The sequence below is a fragment of the Escherichia sp. E3659 genome, assembly GCF_005781135.1.
In the GTDB taxonomy this organism is placed as follows: Bacteria; Pseudomonadota; Gammaproteobacteria; order Enterobacterales; family Enterobacteriaceae; genus Escherichia.
On the sequence record NZ_VATQ01000010.1, the window covers coordinates 1 to 17726 of the forward strand.

Genomic DNA, 17726 nt, shown 5'->3' on the forward strand with positions numbered 1-17726 from the left:
AGGCCATAACAGTATCTACGTTCAGCACGTTACCCCCATGCCGGATAAGACGCGGCAAGCGTCGCATCCGGTAATGTCTGCCCAGTTCTGGAATCACGCTTCCATAAAATAAAAATCCCAGTCACCATCCTCTGCATTCTCTTGTTTCGCGTTGTTCAACGTTTATTCTTCCGTCAAGCAGATAAATTCATTCGTTGCCAATCTGTCAACGGATGTTATCATATTGCCAATTTGTCAACGGACGTGATGAAGAATGCACCTGATAACTCAAAAAGCATTGAAAGATGCTGCGGAAAAATACCCGCAACATAAAACGGAGTTGGTGGCTTTGGGGAACACGATTGCTAAGGGATATTTCAAAAAACCTGAGTCATTAAAAGCAGTATTCCCATCTCTGGATAACTTCAAATATCTGGATAAGCATTATGTTTTCAATGTCGGGGGCAATGAATTACGTGTTGTAGCAATGGTCTTTTTTGAATCGCAAAAGTGCTACATACGTGAAGTTATGACGCACAAAGAATACGATTTCTTTACCGCCGTTCATCGTACTAAGGGGAAAAAATGATTGCGATTGCCGACATCTTGCAAGCAGGAGAAAAGCTAACCGCTGTGGCACCTTTTCTGGCGGGTATTCAGAACGAGGAACAATATACCCAGGCGCTGGAACTGGTCGATCATCTGCTGCTCAACGATCCTGAAAACCCCTTACTGGATCTGGTGTGTGCCAAAATCACAGCGTGGGAGGGGGCAGCGCCTGAATTTGCTGAATTTAATGCGATGGCTCAAGCCATGCCTGGCGGTGTTGCTGTGATTCGTACACTGATGGATCAATACGGTTTAACCCTTTCTGATCTGCCGGAAATTGGCAGTAAATCGATGGTGTCACGTGTTTTGAACGGGAAGAGAAAATTAACGCTGGAACACGCTAAAAAACTGGCAACGCGATTCGGCATTTCCCCTGCATTGTTTATTGATTAACGCGACGTGCCGGATGCGTTGCATCCGGCACTTCAATGCACGATTTAAATCTCCAGCGCCAGCCGTGTCCCCTGGGCAATTGCCCGTCGTGCGTCCAGCTCCATAGCCACATCGCAGCCGCCAATTAAATGCACAGTTTTCCCGCTATCAATCAGCGGTTGCGCCAATGCGCGGTTTGGCTCTTGCCCTGCGCAGATCACCACATTGTCCACCGCTAATACCTGCGTTTCGCCGTTGATCACCACATGCAGCCCATCATCGTCGATCTTCTGATAACTTACGCCTGGGATCATTTTCACACCCCGCGAGAGCAGGGTGGTGCGATGGATCCAGCCGGTGGTTTTGCCTAACCCCTGTCCCGGTTTGCTGGCTTTGCGCTGGAGCATCACAATCTGCCGTGGGCTACGCGGGATCTGCATTCCCTGCGGGCTTAAGCCACCAGCCTGTTGTAGGCTACTGTCGATCCCCCATTCATTACAGAACCCGGCGATATTCTGGCTGGTGGATTCGCCCGGCTGACTCAAATACATCGCCGTATCAAAACCAATCCCACCACAACCGACGATGGCAACTTTGTTGCCCACCGGCGCTTTGTCGCGCAGGACATCGAGATAACTCAATACCTTCGGATGATCGATCCCGTCGATAGGCGGAACGCGTGGCACGATCCCACTGGCGAGGATTGTTTCATCGAACGCCTGTAACTGATCCGCCGTCACGCTGTGATTGAGTTTTAGCGTCACGCCCGTCACTTCGATCATCCGGCGGTAATAGCGCAGCGTTTCGTAAAACTCCTCTTTGCCTGGGATCTGTTTGGCGATATTAAACTGCCCGCCGATCTCGCTGTGCGCATCAAACAATGTTACCTGATGCCCACGCGCCGCCGCGTTAATGGCAAACGCCAGCCCAGCTGGTCCCGCACCGACCACCGCCAGATTTTTTTTCTGCATGGCGGGAAGGATCGGCATTTTGGTTTCATGGCAGGCGCGAGGATTCACCAGGCACGAGGTGACTTTGCCCACGAAGATCTGATCGAGACAGGCCTGGTTGCAGCCAATGCAGGTGTTGATCTCATCGGCTCGCCCCGATTGCGCTTTTGACAGCAGTTCCGCATCAGCAAGAAACGGTCGCGCCATCGACACCATATCGGCATCACCGCGCGAGAGAATATCGTCGGCAACCTGCGGATCGTTAATCCGGTTGGTGGTTACCAGCGGCAGCGAGACGTGGCCTTTCAGTTTGCGCGTGACCCAGCTAAATGCGCCGCGCGGCACGGGCGTGGCGATGGTCGGAATCCGCGCTTCATGCCAGCCAATGCCAGTGTTGATAATGGTCGCGCCCGCCGCTTCAATGGCCTGCGCCAGCTCTACCGTTTCTGCAAAAGTCCCACCGCCTTCGACCAGGTCGAGCATCGACAGCCGGTAGATAATAATGAAGTCGTTGCCAACGCGTTCGCGCACCGCACGCACTACTTCTACGGCAAATCGCATCCGGTTGCGGTAATCGCCGCCCCACAGGTCACTACGCTGATTGGTGCGCAGTGTCAGAAATTCGTTGATCAAATAGCCTTCGGAACCCATCACTTCTACGCCATCGTATCCGGCCTCCCGCGCCAGTTGCGCGCAGCGGGCGAAATCGTCGATCAGTTGCAGGATCTCTTCATGGGTGAGTTCATGAGGAACGAAACGGTTGATGGGGGCCTGCAACGCGGAGGGCGCTACCAGATGCGGCTGGTAGCTGTAGCGTCCGGTATGCAAAATTTGTAGGGCGATTTTGCCGCCTTCCTGATGTACGGCTTCGGTAATGGTGCGATGGTGTGGGATCTGGCTGGCGTCGTTGAGCATTGCGCCACCTTCCATGCCAACGCCTGTTAAATCTGGTGCAATGCCGCCGCTGACAATCAGCGCCACGCCGTGACGGGCGCGTTCGGCATAAAACGCTGCCAGCCGCTCGGCACCGTCTGGATATTCCTCCAGTCCGGTGTGCATTGAGCCCATCAGCACGCGGTTTTTTAACGTGGTAAAACCTAAATCAAGCGGGGCGAACAGCGACGGGTAGCTCATAAAATTGTCCAGTATGTAAAATAATTGTTATGTGGTCGGATGAGTTCTAATTTAGCCGTCGTCGGGGAAAAGGGAAAAGGGGAATGCGGGGTTTGTGATGGGATTCAAAAAGAAAACGCCCGGTGGTAACGCCGGATGCGACGCCTGACGCGTCTTATCCGGCCTGGGGGATTGCACATGTAGGGCGGATAAGGCGTTCACGCCGCATCCGCCAGCCGTTGCAAATTACTGCTTATGGAAAAAATCGTTATACAACATATACAAATGCGCGGCACTCCAGGAGAAATTCGGTGCACCTTGCTGTGCGCCGGTCAGCGGATTGTAATTCTCCTGAATTGGGCCATCGGCGGTTAACCCTTTGGCGTGCTGGAAGAACGTATCCGCCAGTTTCAGGGCATCATCGCGATAACCGTAACGCTCCATCCCTTTCAGACCAAACCAGAACTGATCCACCCATACGCGCCCGCGCCAGTAGATATCCGCGCCAAAAGCCGGGTTGGTTAACGCTGCCGTTCCCAGCGGGACAAAGGTGTTGAACTCTTTAGGATCGAGCATCACCTTCACCACCGCGTCGGCGTTGGCCTGCGTTGCCGCACCGTTAAACAGCGGTGACCAGCCTTCCGGCCCTTTACCGCGTTCGACAATCGGTTTGCCCGCGCAGCCGTTCGCCAGCGGTTTATCTTCAATACGCACGTCATAGTAAAACTGCGTAGCCGGGTCGAACATACAGGTGTTGATGTAGTCTGCGAGCTGCTGTGCCAACTGGCGATAGCGTTTGGCCTCTTCCGGCTTACCGAGGATGGTTGCCATCTCCGCCAGATAATGGTTATCGCTGTACATATAGCTGGCCTGATCCACCGACTCCTGCAATAGAGAGTACCCCAGCAACGTTCCGTCCTGACTGCGGTTTTCGGCGAATTTCACCGTCCAGTCGCTACGTTTGCCGCCGCTTGCGACATATTTATCCAGCTGTTCTTTGTCGATAAACCCAAAGACGGCGGCATCATCACGACCTGATTCCCACGATGCAGCAACCTGTGCCGGAATTTCCAGACTGTCGTACTGGCCTTTCTCCACCACGCGGGCGTAGTTGTTCAGCCCAGACTGCGTCTCTTCTTTGTCACCTTTTTTCACCGTAAACAGCATCTCGCCGTTCTCAGTGTTGTGGGCTTTGTCGCGGGTCGCGCCATATTCCGGCACGCCGTTGCCGTTATGATCGCGGTTACGTAACCACCAGTCGTGATAGGCCACCAGTTTCGGGTACATCTCTGCCAGCCAGGTTTTATCCTGGGTGACGTTATACACTTCCATCACCGACCAGGCGGCAAGGCTGGGTTTGGTATTGCGTTCGTTCCAGTTGCCGCCATCGCCACCACGCTCGGGGCTAAGGTTCCATGCAATCAGGTCGGGGACAAAGCCCACATCCTGCGGACGCACGGTGTCGCCGGGCTGGATCTGCCAGGAGAAGACCGCGCGGATATTCTCTTTGGCGATATCCGGATTGAAATGCGCCATCGCAAACGCCTGCTTCCAGGTATCCCACGGCCAGGTCTGATTGCCGGAGAACCAGCGCCCGGTCACCGACGGCGTGACGGTGTTGTATTTCACCGCGCCGCCAGGCGATCGCCAGTTACCGTTGAGCGTTTCGATTGCTTTCACCGCGACGTGCGTCTGTTCCGGCGTCGCATCCGGATTGGTTAACCCTTTCTTCAGATACTCTTCCCAGCGTTGCTGCGAGGCGGTGAGATAAAACGCCGGACGCGCCAGAATATCGCGGATCTGCATTTGCTCTTTGCTAACTTCCTGAGAGGTCAGCAGATGGGAATAGGTGGTATAGAGCGTGGTCGATCCGTTGATATGTGCCTTACTGGTAAAGCGATTGCCGTTGATTTCAGTCTGCACCGGCAGGGATTTATGCACCTGATATTCTGATTCACCGGAGGTCAGTAGATCCCAGGTGGCGCGCACTTTGCCAAAGGTGACTTTCAGGCCATCACGGGTAGCGCTGATTTTGCGCTGATAGTCAGGGTACTCGCCAGCAATGGTTTTATCGGAAAGCGGTTTCCCTTCTTTCGCTTCCAGTTTTTCCAGCAGTTCGCCATCCCACACCAGATCCAGCGGTTTATTGCTGGTGATTTTGGTTTCCAGTAGTGACGTGCGCGGCGTGGCGAAGCGCAGAGTCATTTCGACCTGCACATCTTTTGCTGTCAGTTTTTGCACCAGCGCGCCGGGAATACTGTATGCCTCCAGCGTGAAGTCGACTTTCTTGCCGTCCTGCCAGACGGTCAGGCGGTCGAAATTGCTGGCCATAAAGTTGATGTACTCTTCCGTCAGCAGCGCAACACCCGGAAAACCGCCCATGGTGTTCGGGCCGTCTGGCAACAGATGACCATGCCAGGCTCCGAGATCGAAAAACGGATTAAAACGTTGGTGATCGTCGTAATCGTAATCCTTCATGTACTGCGGCGCGCCAGTACGGTTAATCACGTTTTTATAATTGTCGGCGTTAGCAGCATGGGCGGAAAAACTTATCAGCAGAGCGCAGGCTACTGGCGTCAAAATAGTTTTTATTTTCATTAGATTACAGTCCTTATTACCAGTAGAAATATTGCATCAGGAAGATTTGGTCGCTGGGATCGTTAGAGGCATTTTTCATGTAGAAGCGGCTATCAAAAGCCGTTGCGAAACGTCCGCCGCCGTATTCGTACCAGATACCAAACTGCATGAAAGAGGTGGTTTCATCGTCAGCGTGGTCAGGGCGATGTTTGGCGTAGGTGTAAGCGGTGGAGAGATAAACGCCCTTTAACGCTTCATACATGGCGCTCACCATCATCCCACTTTCACTTCCCGGTACGTCCAGCCCGTCGGCGCGTCCGGTATGGTGCCAGGCGCGAGCGGCAAAGTTAGGGGTAAGCAGGCCCGTGAGATAGAGTTGGCCTGTGCCGTCGGTGATTTCCAGACCGTTCATCCAGGTGATACCTTCGGCAAGGTCATACTGGATGTAACCGTTCATCATTGCCGGATAGGTGTATTTGTCGTCGTAGCGATCGTACTTGCCAAAATGTAGCCAGGCTTTGCTTTCATCATGATGTCCGGCAGGTGTGGCGGTGACGCTATAACGAAAGTTGCCGCTTAAGTTCTGCACCTTCAGCGCGGTCATAATGTCGCGGGTATTGGGAATGACGTAGCCCAGGTCGGGGGTGAAGTCGCCCCACCATTGCAGGTCATCCAGCGAGGAATCCTGACGCAGACTGAGCATGATTTCGGTGCCATCATTGGTACGATAACCGCCATAGAAACGGTTAATTCCGCCCTCGAAACCACCCCAGCTATGGTCTGGCACCCAGGCATTGCCGTCGTGGTCGGCCTGCACGGTCCAGCCTTCGCCGTAAATCAGGCCGAACCAGGAGCCGTACTTCATCTCCAGGCCACCTTCAATATAGGTACCGTCGCTGTATTTATGTTTATTCTCACCCTCTAAATCCATATATCCACCAACCCCTAATTCGCCGTAAAAACGAAATGAAGGAGAAGATGTCGAGGTAATTGCGGGTGTTTTTGTGTCGTCATGTTCTGCCGGACGTGCTTCTTCTCCTGCCGCAGAAAAGGCGTAGCAAAACGGCAGAGCAAGTAATGCTCTGCATGGTGCAGTGATTAATTTCATTGTGTTAATCCATGAGCTAAAGAAAAAGTACAGCCTTTTATCGTTGTAATTATAAAAATATAAAGGCAGAAACTATTTTCCCTCTCCCCATCCAGGAAGAGGGAAAATGCCTGCTCATTTTTTATTAGTCTGCTTAATCAACATTGCTGGCTGGCGTCGCTTCAATATGGCGCTCTTCAGCCGTTAATCCCTTTATATATTTACTGTATTTCCACCACGCAAACCCGAGGAAGATAACAATACCGCCGACGTTATAAAAAATGATGGTCAGAATATTCGCGCCAGTCGGGAATGTCGAAGCGACAAACCCTACGGCAAATATCGCAATCAGCATTGAAACAATGATAATACCGGTGCGGCGGGAGCCCATACGGAAATCGCGTGGCAGGTGATCTAATTTGGCGCGTAAATTCAGGTAAGCCAGCATGATGAATAACGGCGGAAGCATGGACGCTGCGGCGGTCATATTAATAATGGTATTCATCAGATCCTGCACGGTATTGGAACCGAGCATCGGGATAATCATCAGCGGGATGACGATCAGGAACTGGATCCACGCTGCGCGCGCCGGAACGCCGTTTTCGTTAAGTTCGACGGTTTTCTTACCAAAGATGCCTTCCGGGATTTCGGAGAAGAAAATTTTCACCGGTGTTGCGGTCCACATCAGCAGGGAGCCGAACATCGCGGTAAAGGACACCAGACCGACAAAGCGATTCATCAGCGCTTCCGGCAGACCAAAATACGCCGCCATGCCGTGGAATACCTGCACCGATCCACCGGTAAATTTCAACTCTTTGCTGCTGACGAAGACGTTAATCAGCACTGAGGAGACGGAATACAGTACGCCGATAAAAATCCCGGCGAGGATGATCACTTTAACGAACGATTTCGAACCGCCTTTGACGTCGTTAACGTACACCGCGACGGACTCCGCGCCACCTGCGGCCATAAAGATCCAGGTGGTAACGCCGAGGAACGCCCAGTTGAAGTTCGGGATCATCGCGTCAACGGTGATCGGATCGGCAGGCTGTACGCCGCCAACCAGCGCCGTACCTGCCAGTAAAATGTAGGAGAGCGTTAACAGCAGCATCAGTGTTGAGGTGACGGAGGTGATTGGCCCCAGCATTTTCGCCCCGTTGGTAGAAACCCAGGTGGAGAAGGCGAACAGCACCATACTAATAATAGTGGTGGCAATCGGCGTCATAATATATTCGTAGCCGAGGAAGGCATACGAAGCATAAGCAATAACGCGCGGCAACAGCGAGGTGAAAAAGAACAGGTTTACGAACCAGTAGGTATAGGCAGTAATAAATGCCCAACGTCCGCCCAGCGAACTTTTTACCCACGCGTAGACACCAGCTTCTGAGTTTTTATTTAACGAAACAAATTCTGCGATGATCAGACAGAAGGGAATAAAATAAAAAATCGTCGCGAGGAAAAACATCGGTGCCGAGGCCAGTCCAAGCTCAATATTATTATTGATAACGTTGTTAAAGCTGTAAACGGCGGCAAAAGTCAGCGAGAGCAAGCCGAATTTACCGATTGTATTACGTTTGGTATCAGACATAACACATCTCCGAAAATGAGTAGGGTAGCGGTGGCGGCAAACTCCTTTTGCCGCCGTAGTTGTTATTTGTTATGGAAATAACCATCTTCGATGGTGACTTTGAGAACCACTTTTTTGACCGCGTTATTGCAGATAAACCGATACGCTTCATGGATATCGCAAATAACGATTTGCCCTTCGTGGACCTCTACGGTTTCTCCGCAGCCTTTTAAATATTCACGGTCAGTTTCATCACGATAATATTCCACTACCTGTAATGTCTCTTTCGGCGCATATTCAATTTTTTGCTGCCCTTGCAGGTAGTAATGCACTTCAAAATAGCGTCGATGCCCGGTAAATAGCGCATCGGTCGCGGAGTCTGTCTCCACGCGGTAAGTCAATGAATCACCGATGGAGTGGGCGATGCCAGGCTGAATGTTGTCGATATTTTCAATCGCTTCAACGCAGCGTTGCCACTTCTTACCAGAGGCGTAAATCTGGCGGAACTGTTCTAAGTTATCGATGATCCTCATTGCTTATTCTCGCTGTGCAAATTCGTGGAAAAGAACCCTGCGCCGAACTCATACGACGCCAGGCTTTGCGCGGTAGCTTCTCCGCCAGAAACCGGCAGCAACGTAAATCCGTAGCTGAAGTCACGGAACCAGACGCGCCAGGAGTCCAGCACCTCGCTGCCCCAGGAGTTGGAGCCGAGGCCAAGCAGCTGGTGGTCGAGATTCAGGGTGATGTCATCACTGCGCTGCAGCTCGTTACAGTGCTGGGCAGCGTGGATGTTTTCCTGGGTATAGTGCCAGGCGCTGAAGTTAATTGGGCGCTGCGGAACCACCAGCAGACCGTTGCCGTGGCGGTTAGTCAGTGCCGTCCAGCGGACATGCTGACGGTTGCCGTTGTTCTGCGGGAAGGGATAGTTCTCGAACATGGCATCGACGGTGCTGCGCCAGATATCGATGATGTTAGCCTGCTGGCTGTCGGCGTAGTTTTCGCCCGGTCCACGACCGTAATACGCCACCTGATCGTATTCGCCGTTAATCCCCATGGTGAAACCGATGCACGGAATGATGTGCGGATAGTCGCCGTAACGCTCGCCGGAAAGCGCCACGTTAACCTGGCCATCGGCAGCGATGCGCCAGATGTAGGTGCAGCGCATTCCGAAGTCAAACACCGGCGGGGCAATAACCGTGCGGCTGATGATCAACACCTCACCATCGCTCTGTTCCACGGCAAAGTCGCGCAAATGTTCCTGCATGATCTGCAAATGATTCGGTTGCCACAGCCCTTCGTACTCCTGCTTGTGGTTGTCGATCATCGGCTTGAAGAAGTTGATCTTTGGCTCGCGGGTCAGCAGCGATTCGCCATTCACCTGCCAGGATGTCGGTTTGCCACTCATTTTTGAGAAGGTGATCGCGAAGTTGTAGCCGCGAACGGTGCAGCTCAAACGATCGTCTTCCAGCGTCAGCGGACGCGCATTATTTGGTGCGAAAGGCACTGGCTGCGCGGTGTTTTCCTTCAGCGGGAACTGATAAGTGGCGATAGGGTGCCCGGCTTCGCTGTAGCGGGTGCGGGAATCTTTGGTCACCGTAATGTTGAGGAACGCTTCGCGGGCGTCCAGCTGCGGCAGCGTGATCTGCAAGGGGGCTTCGCTGTTCGGTGCAACGTCGTGCAATTTAATCTGCTGCGTCGCGAGCGTTTCACCTTCGGCGCGCACCTCTGCGTGCAGGGTGTAGTCATCAAGCGTGGTAAACCACAGTTTATTTTCGACTTTCAACTCGCCGCGAGTCAGATCCAGTGCGTGGATTTTTACCGGCGCAATAACCTGTTTGTACTCTTTCAGGCCCGGTCCCGGCGTCTGATCGGAATAGATCAAACCATCAAGACAGAAGTTATAGTTGTTGGGATAGTCGCCGTAGTCGCCGCCGAATTTATACCAGACATTGCCGTTGTCATCCTGCGCCTGGATTCCGTGGTCGCACCATTCCCAGACATAATGTCCCTGAATGCAATCGTGCTTATAGAAGACGTTCTGGTACTCCGTCAGCCCGCCCGGTCCGTTCCCCATCGCATGAGCATATTCACAGATGATGCGCGGCTTCGGATGCGGGTATTCACCAAACTCATTCATTAGCGGCACGCGGGTGTACATGGTGGAAATAATATCGACCACTTCAGCATCGCGATCTTCTTCGTAATGCACCAGTCGCGTGTCATCCAGCGCTTTCGCTGCGTGGTACATCGCGCGGATGTTACAGCCATAGCCGGATTCATTGCCCAGCGACCAGATGATGATCGACGGATGGTTTTTCTGCGCGTGAATATGGCGAACAATGCGCTCGACGTAGACTTTTTCCCACTGCGGATCGTCGGTAATACGGCTGATATCGCCGACATTAGCAAAGCCGTGCGATTCGACGTCGGTTTCCGCCATCACAAACAGGCCGTAGATATCACACAGTTCGTAAAAACGCGGATCGTTCGGGTAGTGAGCGGTACGCACGGAGTTGATGTTGTGCTGCTTCATCAACTGGAGATCTTTCTCGACGCGATCCATTCCAACGGCGCGGCCTTTGCGATGATCGTTGTCGTGACGGTTGACGCCGTGCAGCATCACATAACGGTTATTGATCCAGAACAGACCGTCGCGCACTTTGATATCACGGAAGCCAACGCGTTGTGGCACCACTTCCAGAACGTTGCCGTCGGCGTCTTTCAGCGTCATGACCAGATGGTAAAGATAAGGGGATTCAGCTGACCATTGCTGCGGCTGTTCGACAGTAAAAGCAAAGCTGGCGCTGGTCAGTTTTTCAATTGCCAAATGATCAATGGCGCTGCTGTGCACCACGCGTTCGCCATCAAACAGGGTATATTCCAGCGTTGTTACGACAGGGGAGGCGGCGAGATTTTCCAGCACCACTTCGCAGGAAAGCGTGGCATCGCAATAGGCTTCGTCAAAGTCGGTACGAACGGTGAAATCGTTGATATGTGTGAGTTGTTTTCCGATCAGATAAACATCGCGGAAGATCCCCGCCGACCACCACATATCCTGGTCTTCCACGTAGGTAGAGTCTGCCCATTGCATCACGCGCACACACAACAGGTTGTCACCGGTTTTTACCATCGCGCTGATGTCAAACTCTGCGGCCAGGCGACTGCCCTTGCTGAAACCAACATACTGACCGTTAACGTAGACTTCAAAATAGGTTTCGACGCCGTCAAATTTAATCAGGGTCTGTTTACCCTGCCAGCCGTCGCTGAGGGTGAAAATACGTTGATAGGCACCGGTTGGGTTATCGCTGGGGACAAACGGCACATCGATGGGGAACGGAAAACCTTCGTCGGTATATTGCAGTTTGCCGTGACCTTCCATTTGCCACATGGCGGGGACGGTAATATGCCCCCAGTCAGCCATTAACTCAGAAGTGAAGGCTTCTGGTACTTGCAGCGGATGGTCAAAAAAGTGGAAATTCCACTGACCGCTTAAGGGCAGAAACAGGCTGCTGGTTTCGCGGGCAAAGGTACGCGCTTGCGCAACAGAATCATATGAAAAAAAGTACGCACGCGGCGCAAGTCGGTTTTCGTGGGTGAGCTGAATGTTTTCCCAGCGATTCATAGGGCCTCCCGGTAGAGAGAAATCGGAACCATTCATGGTGATGGTAGTTTGTGTAATTGCTGGGGAGTTTAGTAAAATTTTTACTAAAATGTAGCGAGTAAATGCATTTACTTTAACTGGATCACGAAAATAAACGGCAGCACTGTCCGGCAAAAACGATTGCCGGACAGTGTGTAAGGGGATTTAACGGGTCGTGCCGCGCAGTTTTAATTTGCTGGGAACGAAGACTAACAGCGGCAGCGCGCGACCATCGCGGGCTTTTTCATACACCAGGTTAACGCCCTGACTTCCCATCATTTCGGAATGGATGCGCACGGTGGAGAGCGGCGGAAAGGTAAATCGCGCGGTGGGGATGTCGTTCACGCTGATAAGCGAAATATCCTGTGGGATGTTCAGGCCACGTTCATGAATTGCCCGCAGTACGCCGATAGCAATGGAATCGGAAGCAACAAACAGTGCCTTCGGATAGTCTTCCCGCGCCAGCATCTGTTTTGCCAGTTCATAGCCCGACGAACTGGAAAAACCGCCGCGCCAGATGTCTTCTTCGCGTACCACTTGTTTCAGTCGGCCATATTCCGCAAAGGCGACCTCACGAATATCCGCCTTGCCAGGCAAGTCTTCGCCGCCAATAAAACCAATGCGATTAACGCCCTGATCGATATAGAAGTCGATGATTTCTTTACTGATGCGTGCCAGATCGATATCCACCGCATCGTAACCGCTGCCAGGTTCGTGAAAATCGATAAAACAGATATTGTCGGTCAATGCGCTGGCAGCGGCGCGCAGGGCGGGCGTGGGTTTGCCGACAATTAAAATACCGGTGACGTTTTTAATGTCTGGTAAGCCGCTGTGTTCATAACAGTTGGTGAGCTCGATGCCCAGCTTTTCGCACTGGGTTTCAATGCCGTGGCGGATCGCCAGATAGTAAGGATCGTTGATCTCCAGCTCCTGTTGGTAGCTGTAGATAGCCAGAATATGGTGTTGGTTGACTGCACCTGTCTGGAGTTTACGGGCGCTACTGGTCTTGTACTCCAGCTTTTCGGCGATCTCGAGAATGCGATGTTTCGTCTCTTCTTTCACATTCAATGTCGGATCGTCATTTAAGACCCTGGATACTGTCGCCAGGGATACGCCAGCTTCGATTGCGATGTCTTTTAGTGTTGCCATGTTTACCTTTTTTACTTTCCCTGATGTGCGCTTCCATTGTAGAGGAAGCGCTTATCGGGTCACCTGTTTTCAGTAAATAAAGCGCGTTTCTTTGACGCTGTAACGGTAACACAGCGGCTTACGAATGTGATCACGCCTGCATTCTCCATTTTTAGCCTACAGGATTGAGAAAAACTTTTGCTATAGTTTAGTAAAATTTTACTCGAAGGGAGGAAACAATGGAAACCGTGGCTTACGCTGATTTTGCACGTCTGGAAATGCGCGTCGGAAAGATTGTGGAAGTGAAACGCCATGAAAACGCCGACAAGCTGTACATCGTACAGGTTGATGTGGGGGAAAAAACGCTGCAAACCGTGACCAGCCTGGTGCCGTACTACAGCGAAGAAGAGCTGATGGGGAAAACGGTGGTGGTCTTGTGCAATCTGCAAAAAGCGAAAATGCGCGGTGAAACGTCGGAATGCATGCTGTTGTGTGCGGAGACCGATGACGGCAGTGAAAGCGTGCTGTTAACGCCGGAGCGGATGATGCCTGCGGGCGTACGCATCGTATAAAAAGATCGGATGGCGACGTCGTATCGCCATCCGATTTGATACTACGCTTCTTCGACACTTACTCGCATGGCCGCCAGCGCCTTACGCGCCGCTTTGATCACCAGTTCGCACTGTTCAATGGTCAGTGTCAGTGGCGGTTCAATGCGGATCGTTTTGGCGTTATTGAGCGTTCCGGCCACCAGGACGCGCTGGCGGAACATCTCGCTGGCAAAGTTATAGCCGATTTCGTTATCAACAAACTCAATCGCCATCAACATCCCTTTACCACGCGCTTCCTGTACCAGATCGGGATATTCCCGCGCCAGTTGACGGAAACCGTCCAGCAACATATCGCCTTTTTGTTCAGCCTGAGCCGGTAAGTTCTGCTCCAGCAACACATTGATGGTCGCCAGCGCCGCCGCACAGGCCAGCGGGTTGCCGCCAAAGGTGGTGGTATGCAGGAACGGGTTGTCGAACAGGACTGAGAACACCTCTTCAGTAGCGATGGTTGCGCCAATCGGCATCACGCCGCCGCCGAGCGCTTTGGCAAGGCAGAGGATATCCGGCTGTACGTTCTCATGCTCGCAGGCGAACATCTTGCCCGTGCGCCCCATGCCCGTTTGTACTTCATCGAGGATCATCAGTGCGCCGAACTCATCGCACAGCTTACGCACGGCGGTGAGATAGCCCGGCGGCGGCAGAATTACGCCACCTTCGCCCTGAATCGGCTCAAGGATCACTGCGGCAACATCGTCACCGGTTTTTTTGCACTCGCTAAGGGCCGTGCGCATGGCTTCGATATTGCCAAACGGCACATGACGGAACCCTGGCAGCAGTGGCATAAACGGTTTGCGGAAGGTCGATTTCGCCGTGGCCGACAGCGCGCCAAGTGATTTACCGTGGAACGCGCCGCTGGTGGCAATAAAAGTAAACTTGCCGCGCGGCGACTGATAAGCCTTCGCCAGCTTCAGCGCTGCTTCAACGGACTCGGTGCCGCTATTACAGAAGAAGCTGTATTTCAGTTTACCTGGCGTTAGCGCAGCAAGGGTTTTCGCCAGCATCGCCCGTAACGGATCGAGCAGCTCCTGGCTGTGAAGCGGTTGTTTCGCAAGTTGATTCTGTACGGCGGAAACCACAACTGGATTACGGTGCCCCACGTTGAAAATTCCAAAACCTCCAAGGCAGTCGATAAACTCCTGTCCCTGGGTGTCGACAAGCGTATTTAAACCTCCCGCTTGCCACTCTACGGCTCCGTAATCCCCGCCGGCGGTAACAGATTTGCGATACTCTAAAAACCCCGGATTGACATGCTCTTTGAAGTATTCAATCACCTCCCGGTTAAGTGCTTTCATCTCCTCATGGTCCAGCGTTCGCTTTTCAATGAGATTCAGGGCGTGGGCGCTGCACGCTAAAGCCGATGCGCTCGAAGGTAACCTGTTCAAAATATGCTCCGGAGGCTCGCGTATCACATGATACCGATTTAAGTATTGCAGGGATTGCGCCACTCCGGCTGCGATCGCGAAAATCGGGATAAACACAAATTACATTATCATTTGCGTAACATTTAATGCTAAATGTTAACTATTGTCGTTATTTTGTACGATTTTATCGGGGGGGAATTTTGCGATCGCTGTGCAAATGCATTCTTTCAGGGCAATAAATGCCGGATTTTTGGGCAAGATAATTAACGTTCTCGGATAATAACAGAATGAAAGTATTTTAAATCAAGGGATTAGGTTTTGTGCTTTAGTTGCAAATTGCGATCTAAATCAAATTAAAGTGCTAAAGATAACCGCGCCGGGGCCGACATAACTTCCGACAAGAAGTTAACAACCATATAACCTGCACAGGACGCGATTATGTCTTCTCATCCGTATGTCACCCAGCAAAATACCCCGCTGGCTGACGATACTACCCTGATGTCCACTACCGATCTGCAAAGCTATATCACCCACGCCAATGATTCTTTCGTGCAAGTGAGCGGCTATACCTTGCAGGAGTTACAGGGCCAGCCGCACAACATGGTGCGTCACCCAGATATGCCAAAAGCGGCGTTTGCGGATATGTGGTACACCCTGAAAAAAGGGGAACCCTGGAGCGGCATCGTGAAAAATCGCCGCAAAAATGGCGACCATTATTGGATACGGGCGAATGCGGTGCCGATGGTGCGCGAGGGCAAAATCAGTGGCTATATGTCGATTCGCTCCCGGGCGACGGATGAAGAAATCGCGGCGGTGGAGCCGCTGTATAAGGCGCTGAACGCTGGACGTACCAATAAACGTATTCATAAAGGCCTGGTGGTGCGTAAAGGCTGGCTGGGTAAACTGCCTTCATTACCGCTTCGCTGGCGAGTGCGTGGAGTGATGACACTGATGTTTATCGTGCTGGCGGCCATGCTCTGGTTTGCCGCTGCCCCGGTGGTGACGTATATCCTCTGTGCGTTAGTGATGTTGTTGGGAAATACCTGTTTTGAATGGCAAATTGTACGTCCGATAGAAAATGTCGCCAGCCAGGCACTGAAGGTGGCGACCGGAGAACGTAATAGTGTTGAGCATTTGAATCGCAGCGATGAGCTGGGGCTGACATTACGCGCGGTAGGGCAGCTTGGCCTGATGTGTCGCTGGTTGATTAATGATGTCTCAAGCCAGGTTTCCAGCGTCAGAAACGGGAGTGAGACGCTGGCAAAAGGCACTGATGAACTGAACGAGCATACTCAGCAGACGGTAGATAATGTCCAGCAAACTGTAGCGACCATGAACCAGATGGCGGCGTCGGTGAAACAGAACTCAGCCACAGCGTCGGCTGCCGATAAACTTTCTATCACCGCCAGTAATGCGGCTGTGCAAGGCGGGGAGGCGATGACCACGGTGATCAAGACGATGGACGATATCGCCGACAGTACCCAGCGCATTGGCACCATTACTTCGCTGATTAACGATATTGCGTTTCAGACCAATATTCTGGCCCTGAATGCGGCGGTGGAAGCGGCGCGAGCCGGCGAACAAGGCAAAGGTTTTGCAGTGGTGGCAGGGGAAGTGCGTCATTTAGCCAGCCGCAGCGCCAATGCTGCCAACGATATTCGCAAGCTGATCGATGCCAGTGCTGATAAGGTGCAATCCGGTTCGCAGCAGGTGCACGCTGCCGGACGGACGATGGACGATATTGTGGCGCAGGTGAAAAATGTCACCCAGTTGATCGCCCAGATTAGCCATTCAACGCTGGAACAGGCCGATGGGCTTTCCAGCCTGACCCGTGCGGTGGATGAGCTTAACCTGATCACGCAGAAAAACGCCGAGTTGGTGGAAGAGAGTGCGCAGGTGTCGGCGATGGTAAAACACCGCGCCAGCCGACTGGAAGACGCGGTGACGGTGCTGCATTAATCGGTATGTCGCATCCGGCGGTTGATACACGATGCCTGATGCGATGCTGGCGCATCTTATCAGGCCTACGGGGTGTGTAGGCGGATAAGGCGTTCACGCCGCATCCGGCAATCGGTGATTAATCCAGTTGCGTAATATCAAACGCGGCGCGGTCGATCACCGCAATGATCTTTTTTATCTGCGCGTCGCTGATGTCGCTCTGATTGACGCGTAAATCCAGCACCGCTTTAAAATTATCCAGTGCTCGCTTCATTTGCGGGTTCTGGCGCAGCGCCGCACCAACGCAACGCGCTTTGATTCGTTCTTCAATCATCTCCACCTGTTCGCGGTTTTCTTCCAGCCACTGCGCGCCTTGTTCGGTCAACGCAATCTGCTTTTTGCCGCCTTCCTCTTCGCGGATGGTAATCAGCGACTGCTCTTGCAGAAAATCCAGCGTCGGGTAGATGACGCCCGGGCTTGGGGTGTAATTCCCCTGGGTCAGATTTTCAATCGCTTTAATCAATTCGTAACCGTGGCTGTCATCGCGCGAGAGAATATCCAGAATCACCAGACGCAATTCACCGTGACCAAAGAAACGTTGCCGACGACCGCCGCCGCGACCGTGGCGACCACCGCAGCATTGACCGTGTTCATGCTGGTGACCGTGTCCGCAGTGCTCGTGTTCTGACTTATCACCTTTGCAGCAGCCCTCATGGCGTGGCTGGCCTTCATGTTTACAACACCCTTCGTGATGATGGCTCATATCAGCCTCCTTTTGCTTAATTAGATATATC

General features: G+C 52.6%; 13 protein-coding genes. 4 read left to right on the forward strand and 9 right to left on the reverse strand.

Features of this window, described 5'->3' with window-relative positions:
- The first annotated feature begins 253 nt into the window (after positions 1-253).
- Both higB and higA read left to right on the forward strand, forming a co-directional pair.
- The gene (higB, locus tag FEK47_RS10520; RefSeq protein ID WP_000550189.1) at positions 254-568 is read left to right on the forward strand and encodes a type II toxin-antitoxin system toxin HigB; all 315 of its coding nucleotides are present in this window, start codon (positions 254-256) and stop codon (positions 566-568) included.
- On the forward strand, positions 565-981 hold the full coding sequence (higA, locus tag FEK47_RS10525; protein WP_130260147.1) for a type II toxin-antitoxin system antitoxin HigA: 417 nt from the start codon (positions 565-567) through the stop codon (positions 979-981). Before higB ends, higA begins: the two co-directional genes overlap by 4 nt.
- Before the next feature lie 44 nt (positions 982-1025).
- Here the strand turns inward: higA and fadH are convergent, their stop codons facing one another.
- The 7 genes from fadH to ebgR form a co-directional block, all read right to left on the reverse strand.
- A complete protein-coding gene (fadH, locus tag FEK47_RS10530; RefSeq protein WP_135487217.1) occupies positions 1026-3044 on the reverse strand; it encodes an NADPH-dependent 2,4-dienoyl-CoA reductase in 2019 nt (672 codons plus the stop codon).
- Between the two features lie 225 nt (positions 3045-3269).
- Positions 3270-5621, reverse strand: coding sequence for an alpha-glucosidase (ygjK, locus tag FEK47_RS10535; protein WP_135487218.1), 2352 nt, complete (start codon positions 5619-5621; stop codon positions 3270-3272).
- 16 nt (positions 5622-5637) lie between these two features.
- Positions 5638-6708 carry a protein YgjJ gene (gene ygjJ / locus FEK47_RS10540; protein ID WP_000767654.1) on the reverse strand — a complete coding sequence of 357 codons (1071 nt, stop codon included), beginning with the start codon at positions 6706-6708 and terminating at the stop codon, positions 5638-5640.
- Between the two features lie 133 nt (positions 6709-6841).
- Positions 6842-8275, reverse strand: coding sequence for an amino acid permease (locus FEK47_RS10545; RefSeq protein WP_135385465.1), 1434 nt, complete (start codon positions 8273-8275; stop codon positions 6842-6844).
- 62 nt (positions 8276-8337) lie between these two features.
- On the reverse strand, positions 8338-8787 hold the full coding sequence (locus FEK47_RS10550) for a beta-galactosidase subunit beta (protein WP_135487219.1): 450 nt from the start codon (positions 8785-8787) through the stop codon (positions 8338-8340).
- Positions 8784-11876 (reverse strand): beta-galactosidase subunit alpha, encoded by a 3093-nt coding sequence (gene ebgA, locus FEK47_RS10555; protein ID WP_135487220.1) that lies wholly within the window; start codon positions 11874-11876, stop codon positions 8784-8786. Before ebgA ends, FEK47_RS10550 begins: the two co-directional genes overlap by 4 nt.
- Before the next feature lie 183 nt (positions 11877-12059).
- The gene (ebgR, locus tag FEK47_RS10560; RefSeq protein ID WP_135487221.1) at positions 12060-13043 is read right to left on the reverse strand and encodes a transcriptional regulator EbgR; all 984 of its coding nucleotides are present in this window, start codon (positions 13041-13043) and stop codon (positions 12060-12062) included.
- A gap of 218 nt (positions 13044-13261) precedes the next feature.
- Between ebgR and FEK47_RS10565 the strand changes: the two genes are divergently transcribed.
- A complete protein-coding gene (locus tag FEK47_RS10565) occupies positions 13262-13594 on the forward strand; it encodes a tRNA-binding protein (protein WP_000450588.1) in 333 nt (110 codons plus the stop codon).
- 41 nt (positions 13595-13635) lie between these two features.
- On the opposite strand, the gene ygjG is transcribed toward FEK47_RS10565, so the two are convergent.
- Positions 13636-15015: a putrescine aminotransferase gene (gene ygjG, locus FEK47_RS10570; protein WP_001309772.1), complete on the reverse strand. Its 1380-nt coding sequence runs from the start codon at positions 15013-15015 to the stop codon at positions 13636-13638.
- 417 nt (positions 15016-15432) lie between these two features.
- Between ygjG and aer the strand changes: the two genes are divergently transcribed.
- On the forward strand, positions 15433-16953 hold the full coding sequence (gene aer / locus FEK47_RS10575; protein ID WP_135487222.1) for an aerotaxis sensor receptor Aer: 1521 nt from the start codon (positions 15433-15435) through the stop codon (positions 16951-16953).
- 118 nt (positions 16954-17071) lie between these two features.
- Here aer and nfeR read toward each other — a convergent pair whose 3' ends face one another.
- Entirely contained in the window at positions 17072-17695 is a 624-nt protein-coding gene (gene nfeR / locus FEK47_RS10580; protein WP_135487223.1) for a DNA-binding transcriptional regulator NfeR, read from the reverse strand.
- Positions 17696-17726 lie beyond the last annotated feature (31 nt).